General features: G+C 50.8%; 6 protein-coding genes. 1 reads left to right on the top strand and 5 read right to left on the bottom strand.

The features are described 5' to 3' along the window. The first annotated feature begins 600 nt into the window (after positions 1-600). Positions 601-1,854, top strand: a complete 1,254-nt coding sequence (locus tag R6U67_RS00620; RefSeq protein ID WP_410250740.1) for an RNA-guided endonuclease InsQ/TnpB family protein — start codon at positions 601-603, stop codon at positions 1,852-1,854. A 17-nt stretch (positions 1,855-1,871) separates the two neighbouring features. Here R6U67_RS00620 and cas2 read toward each other — a convergent pair whose 3' ends face one another. The 5 genes from cas2 to cas7i form a co-directional block, all read right to left on the bottom strand. Beyond that, positions 1,872-2,165, bottom strand: a complete 294-nt coding sequence (cas2, locus tag R6U67_RS00615; protein WP_087711596.1) for a CRISPR-associated endonuclease Cas2 — start codon at positions 2,163-2,165, stop codon at positions 1,872-1,874. Positions 2,166-2,179: 14 nt separating this feature from the next. After that, complete coding sequence (gene cas1, locus R6U67_RS00610) at positions 2,180-3,835, bottom strand: type I-MYXAN CRISPR-associated endonuclease Cas1 (RefSeq protein ID WP_410250739.1); 1,656 nt, start codon at positions 3,833-3,835, stop codon at positions 2,180-2,182. 98 nt (positions 3,836-3,933) lie between these two features. Continuing rightward, a complete protein-coding gene (locus R6U67_RS00605) occupies positions 3,934-4,470 on the bottom strand; it encodes a Uma2 family endonuclease (protein WP_410250738.1) in 537 nt (178 codons plus the stop codon). A 58-nt stretch (positions 4,471-4,528) separates the two neighbouring features. After that, positions 4,529-5,209 (bottom strand): CRISPR-associated protein Cas5, encoded by a 681-nt coding sequence (gene cas5, locus R6U67_RS00600; RefSeq protein ID WP_410250737.1) that lies wholly within the window; start codon positions 5,207-5,209, stop codon positions 4,529-4,531. Further along, positions 5,209-5,949, bottom strand: a 741-nt coding sequence (cas7i, locus tag R6U67_RS00595) for a type I-B CRISPR-associated protein Cas7/Cst2/DevR (protein ID WP_410250736.1), incomplete at its 5' end; no start/stop codon positions are given. The genes cas7i and cas5, both read right to left, overlap by 1 nt.

The following is a 5,949-nucleotide window of genomic DNA, read 5'->3' as shown; positions in this document are numbered from 1 at the left end:
TCTGGAGCGTGCTCAACGCCTTTCGGCAATCAGAGGAATTAAACTTGTCAACAACCGCGACAAAGTTAACGTGACGTTGGTGCTCAACGCCTTTCGGCAATCAGAGGAATTAAACGATAGGTGTTGAGGGTGCTTATTGCGTCCCCCATGTGCTCAACGCCTTTCGGCAATCAGAGGAATTAAACTTCGACCCTGGAAACCGCCATAGAGCTTCGTTTCCCAGACCATTTCACAAGGATACCATCCGGATAGCTTGACCCATCCTCAAGAGCCTCCGCAGCCGCCAACCGCAGACCCCACAAACCTAGACAGAGACCGACTTTCCAGACATTGCAAGCAACATCGGCACCTCCTAAAAGCCCAAAACCCTGAACCAACAGGCATTTCAGCCATAGGTCACCCCTCACTTGAGCCAACATCCAGCTATCCTTGCACATTCTCCTCCCCTACCAAGAACCGTCGCAGTGCTCCGCCTATACCGCGAAGCGGTTAGGGGGTGGTGAGGCGACGGACGACCGTTGGCGCAGCCTGCCAAAGGCATAGGGAGTCATTGAGACAGTCTAGGAAGCAGACAGTCATTTCTTAGGGTATAATGGGTTGATGTTAAACATGACGTGGGAATTTAAGCTAGAGCCAACGGTTGAGCAGGTTTCAGAGATTGAGCATATCCTTGATGTGTGTCGCAGTGTCTGGAATTTTGCCTTGCGCGAACGCAAAGACTGGCTCAATTCCCGCAAGTCTCGAGTGAATGCCTGTTCAATTCGGCAGGAGTTCATCTTGCCAGCCGATGCACCATTCCCCAGCTATGCGCGACAATGCAAGTCACTGACAGCGGCCAAGACCGATTTTCCCCGACTCAAGACCGTTAATGCCCAGGTGCTCCAGCAAGTGATCAGGAAACTGGAAGCTTCTTGGGAGTCATGGCGGCTAAAGCGTTCAGGGTTCCCTCGATTCAAAAAGCCGAATCGGATGAGAAGCTTTGTCTTCCCTCAGATGCTTAAGAACTGCATCACCCCCGATGGAATTAAGCTACCTCAACTGGGATTGGTCAAGGTGCGCTGGTCAAGGGAAATCCCTGACTTGTTCGAGGTGAAGCAAGCCCGAATCGTTCGTAAGGCGTCGGGCTATTTCGTCATACTTAGCCTTCAGGCTGACGTTGATATTCCGGCGGTGATGCCTCATGGGCATCCGGTGGGAATTGATGTTGGACTGGAATACTTTCTTTCAACGTCTGATGGAGAACAGGTCAAGCGACCTCGCTTTTTCAACGCTCTGCACCGCAAGCTGAGATTGCTGCAACGCCGATTGAAGAACAAGCAGAAGGGGTCGGCCAACTGGCTGAAGCTCCAGAAGAAAATTTCGAGAGTCCATCAACGCATTGCCGACACACGAAAAGACTGGCATTTTAAGCTGGCCCATCATCTCTGTGATAATGCTGGGATGATTTTTGTGGAAGATTTGGACTTCCGCATCATGGCCAAGGGAATGTTGGGCAAGCATACGCTAGACGCGGGGTTAGGGCAGTTTACCAATCAAATCTTGCCATGGGTAGGGTTCAAACGTGATGTGTATTACGGCAAAGTTGATGCGCGAGGCACGTCTCAAGAGTGTCCGGATTGCGGGGCAGAGGTTCGCAAAGACCTTTCAACCCGAATCCATCATTGCCACAACTGCGGGTCCATCAAACCCCGTGATGTGGCCAGTGGACAAGTCATCGCTGCCCGTGGGCAACGGGTGGTTGAAATGGCCTGTGGAGGGGAGGCGGCAGGGGCTGGGGTCACCCAGTCTAGCTGGCACCCGTTGAAGCAGGAAATCTTTGGGGCGACCCAGGGAATCTCCACGCATAATCTTTGATTGGCGTGGAGAGGATGTCAAATCACCCGATAGGGCAACTCATCCAAAGACCAAGCCTCAGGACGATTATATTGCGGCAAATCCCGAACACATTGGTGAGACAGACGAATCAGCAATAACTCATCCTCCGTCGTCAAAATCGACTCCAGTTGCCATCGCAGTTTCTCCCGCTCCCGTGGATTGAGCCAACAGCGAAACATCGAATACTGCAAACGACTCCCATATCCCTGAAGCAGCTTATAGGCTTTCCGCCAACGCTTGGGAGAGCGAATGTCATAGGCGACAATGTACCAGTGATGCAATTCAGCCATCTTTTCTGACCTCCCTAACGAACCACAGAACGAGCAAACACATTCGCTTCCCCAGACCACTCTTTTTCCAACAGCCGCACCTCCAACTCCAACAAACGACGGTAGGTGAGGGAGTATTTGAGAACTGGGTGTTTCCAACTCTCCCCCTTGCGCCGCTCATAAATCTCGATGAACCGGCGACGGCCCGCCTCACTCAGCCACACCCGATCGCCGCGAATGTCAAAATCCCCCTCAATATCCCACTGACCGCGATTCACCGATGCCAAAATGGGCATATCCACCAGAGGAACCCGGAAAATTTCCATCAAATCCAATCCCAGGGGAGGAGCCTGAGAGCGCAACTGGTGATAAAACCCCAACCCAGGCTCCAATCCCACAGTCAAAATGGCATTGATGACGTCCTTGAGTAACAAACTGTAGCCAAATCCCAAGAGCGCATTAAAGCGATCCTTGGGGGGACGGCGGTTGCGTCCGTTGAACTGCAAGGTTGCAGACACTTTAGGAGACACCAGTTGCCCCAAACCGGAAAAATAGAGCGCCGCTAAATTGCCCTCCAACCCCAACAGTTGCTCCAGAGACTCGGCCCGCTCAATCCCTTTTAACAGCCGCTTCATGGCGGTCACCACCGACTGCACGGCTTCCGTCGAACCGTTAAGGTTACGTTTACCTCGCATGAGAAACTGACGTTGGCCCTTGGCGCGACAGGCCACCAAACGCCGCGCTAAATCCAGACAAACCTCAGGCTGGGTGAGGGCGCGATATTGCCCACAGCGCCGTTGTAGACTACCTTGTCGCCAATCCAAACTCCCCACATAGCGTCCCCCACCGGAAATCCAATGCACGCCAATGTCGTGATAGGTGCATAGATGCAGGGCCTGGGTGGAAATTTGCGAAAAACTGTGCAGCACCACCTGTTGCACTTGACGCACTGAGAGGGTTTCGACGGGAGCATTGCGACGGCTAATCTTCAACTGCTCCCCGGTACGTCCCACACGAGTTCCTGGTTCTAGGATATGGACAATCTGACGGTCATCATCTTTGGGAAACAGCCGTGGCGGCTGGTGGCTCTCATCTTGGGCAAACCGAGTTTCTTCTGGGAGACAGACGGGCGCTAAGGAACAGGCCCCACAGAGTCGTTCGTTGTCCGTCACTGGGGGACGTTCCCGAGACTGACGCAAACTCTGGGCTTGCTCAATGGCGGCTTTGACATCGGCACGACCTTGTTCATCAAAGGGAATTTTCACCAAGGTGTTATCCCCGTGATAGCGGATGCGACCTTCTTGAATGGGATGTTGGGCAAGGGTTTCGAGGAGACAGCAATAGGCGAGGATTTGTAGGCGATCGCTCTCCCAAGCCTGAGCCTGTTTATCAGCATCACGATAGCATCGTCCCTTCTTATGTTCATAGGGAATCAACTGGCCATCCCGAGTCCGTAGAGCATCCACTCGACCCCGCAATCCCAGATGTTCATCGGTGATAAAGAAATCCTCCCAATCTCCCTCCTCCTGCCGTTCTAGCTCAGCGTGTAGCCGACGACCTTCAAACACCGCTTGATTTTGGCTATAGAGTTCCTCGACTTCTTCGAGATAGAACAGTCGCGGACAATAGGCAAAGGCGTGTAAGGCGCAGACTCGTAAAGTTGAGGTGAGAGCCGTGCTAGTTTTCGTCATGGTTGACGCTCCTGAATTCACTTCAGGTTTAGTTTAAAAAAGGGAGTCGGCAGTCATACTTCCGACTCCCAAAAAATTGGCATAAAGGATGATATTGCTTAAAAAATGTCCCCGGTGAGCAGTGAAAGTTCCGGGAATAGCGAATCCTCAATCGACTCCGGTTTCTGATAAATTCGCGGCATCTGATTGGGGGCAAAGACGGTGAGACTCTGATGCTGGGAATCGACCACCCAAACTCGTAACACTCCCGCTAATAGATAGGCGCTGGCTTTCTCGGCGATCGCCCCAAAGGATTGACCCGGCGAGACAATTTCTACCACTAATTCTGGTGCAACGGGACAAGGAGCATCCTCATCCCAATCGGGGGAAAGCCGTTCAAAGGAGATATAGAGTAAATCCGGGACAGGAACCCAATCGTTGCCATTGCGTTGCAGTCGAACGGCCCATTCGGGTTGAACAAAGCCTTTGTCTGTCGCCCAAGCTTCGAGTAAAAACAGGAGTTTCTTTTGGCTACGAGAATGGCGAAATTTGGGCGACATTTTGGGGATTGCTTGTCCATCGAGGAGTTCATAGGTGACATCACTCTCAGGTAAGGCTAGGAAGTCATCGAGGGTGAGGGGAGAGGTGGTAATCATGGCTCATAAGGATTCTACAATCCAATAAGGGTCTAAAAACTAGACCCCATTCTGATATTTACTGATAACGTTTGCGGCGTTTAGGCGTTGATTGAGATGGAGTTTTGGGAGGTTTAATTGTGACCCAAGATTGTTCACTAAACTCTCTATCAGACTCCTGGAGTGAAAACCGTTGAAATGTACCTCGGCTTGTTTTACGGTCAATCCAAACAGGAAGTCCAATTAACCCACGTTGGTCTTTAATCAACCAGCGAATTGCACCATCTGTCGGTCGATAAGCACGAATCCCATTCACCATGGCCCAAGACTCCCCTAAACTCAAGCCACCAAATCGCGAGAGTTGTTCAGGAGTCGATTGGGCAATCTTGAGGCGATCGCACAGAGGAACTGACGCCGTTTCTTCCTCTGAATTCACCCGAACAGTTATTTTTACATCCGTTAAAACCTCTTGAAAATTAGGTTTAGAAAACTGAGCTGAACGATAGTTTCCTTGATGTGTTTTACTGAACTTATGATGTCGCTGTTTCCGAAGTATCCGGGACACGGAACTCTCATCCCCTAATATCCCAATCGCTAGTTGAACCCCCACATGAGCCATTAGGTCTTCTTCGCCTACCCAAGAGAGAAGACAACCATACACGGTCGTTGGAGGGGGATAGCGATAGGTTTCTTTATAATCACGAGCAAAACTACGAGGAAAACTGGTACAAGGACAGTCAATTAACAGGCAATTGTCCATTAGCTTGAGACCTCCATCTGGGCTAATTTTTGCTTGGCGTTCTCTTTTGCCTCTTTGACCCCTGGATAAAGTTGAACCCCCAATTCTCGCAAGGTTTCTCCATAAGGTGTCGCCGTGATTTTCCCACCTACAATTAGCTCGTCAGCCGCAATATCTCCGGCGCGGATTAACCATTCAAGTTCAGGACAGCCAACGGCTTCTCCAACTCGCTTAAAACTCCCCATAATCCAAGGACTGGGGTCAGATGTCACCCGAAGAATAATCGACTCGGGACGAAATTCAAAGAGAAAACGGGAATGATTCCCCCCCACATGACGAACTCCCACCAATGCGTCCAGTAATAAGGAGGCGCGATCAGGTTGTTTCAGATGATCGGGCGTGAGTGCAATGGTATATTGATAGGCGGTCAGGTGCATCTGGGTTTGGTGAATGGACGTGTTCCCTTTTTTACCTCCCTTAGAGCCAAATGCAACATCACCCCAGTAGGGATCGAGACTAACGGCTCGGCAGACTTCTAAGGCTCCTCGACGTTTTATCGTTGAACTTTTCTTAGCATCCATGTAGCCAAAAAGGTCATCATCAATGAATTTTTCGGCGCTATATTTCTCATCCTTGAACTCATATTTTTCCTCATCGGGGTCAAAGGTTCGATTGATTTGGTCAGGATAGTGATGCTGGAAATACTCCCGCAATGCCCAACGAATGGCATCAGCACTGACGGTTGTATATTGGTCGTTTCC

It is taken from the genome of Sodalinema sp., from assembly GCF_046483825.1.
GTDB lineage: Bacteria > Cyanobacteriota > Cyanobacteriia > Cyanobacteriales > Geitlerinemataceae > Sodalinema.
Note: the sequence above shows the minus strand (reverse complement) of the source record. Positions and strands in the feature narration are given on the sequence as shown.

Coding starts and splice junctions, on each gene's coding strand:
- cas5 (WP_410250737.1), bottom strand. CDS start 5,209: ATGGACAATTGCCTGTTAATTGACTGTCCTTGTACCAGTTTTCCTCGT.
- R6U67_RS00605 (WP_410250738.1), bottom strand. CDS start 4,470: ATGATTACCACCTCTCCCCTCACCCTCGATGACTTCCTAGCCTTACCT.
- R6U67_RS00620 (WP_410250740.1), top strand. CDS start 601: ATGTTAAACATGACGTGGGAATTTAAGCTAGAGCCAACGGTTGAGCAG.
- cas2 (WP_087711596.1), bottom strand. CDS start 2,165: ATGGCTGAATTGCATCACTGGTACATTGTCGCCTATGACATTCGCTCT.
- cas1 (WP_410250739.1), bottom strand. CDS start 3,835: ATGACGAAAACTAGCACGGCTCTCACCTCAACTTTACGAGTCTGCGCC.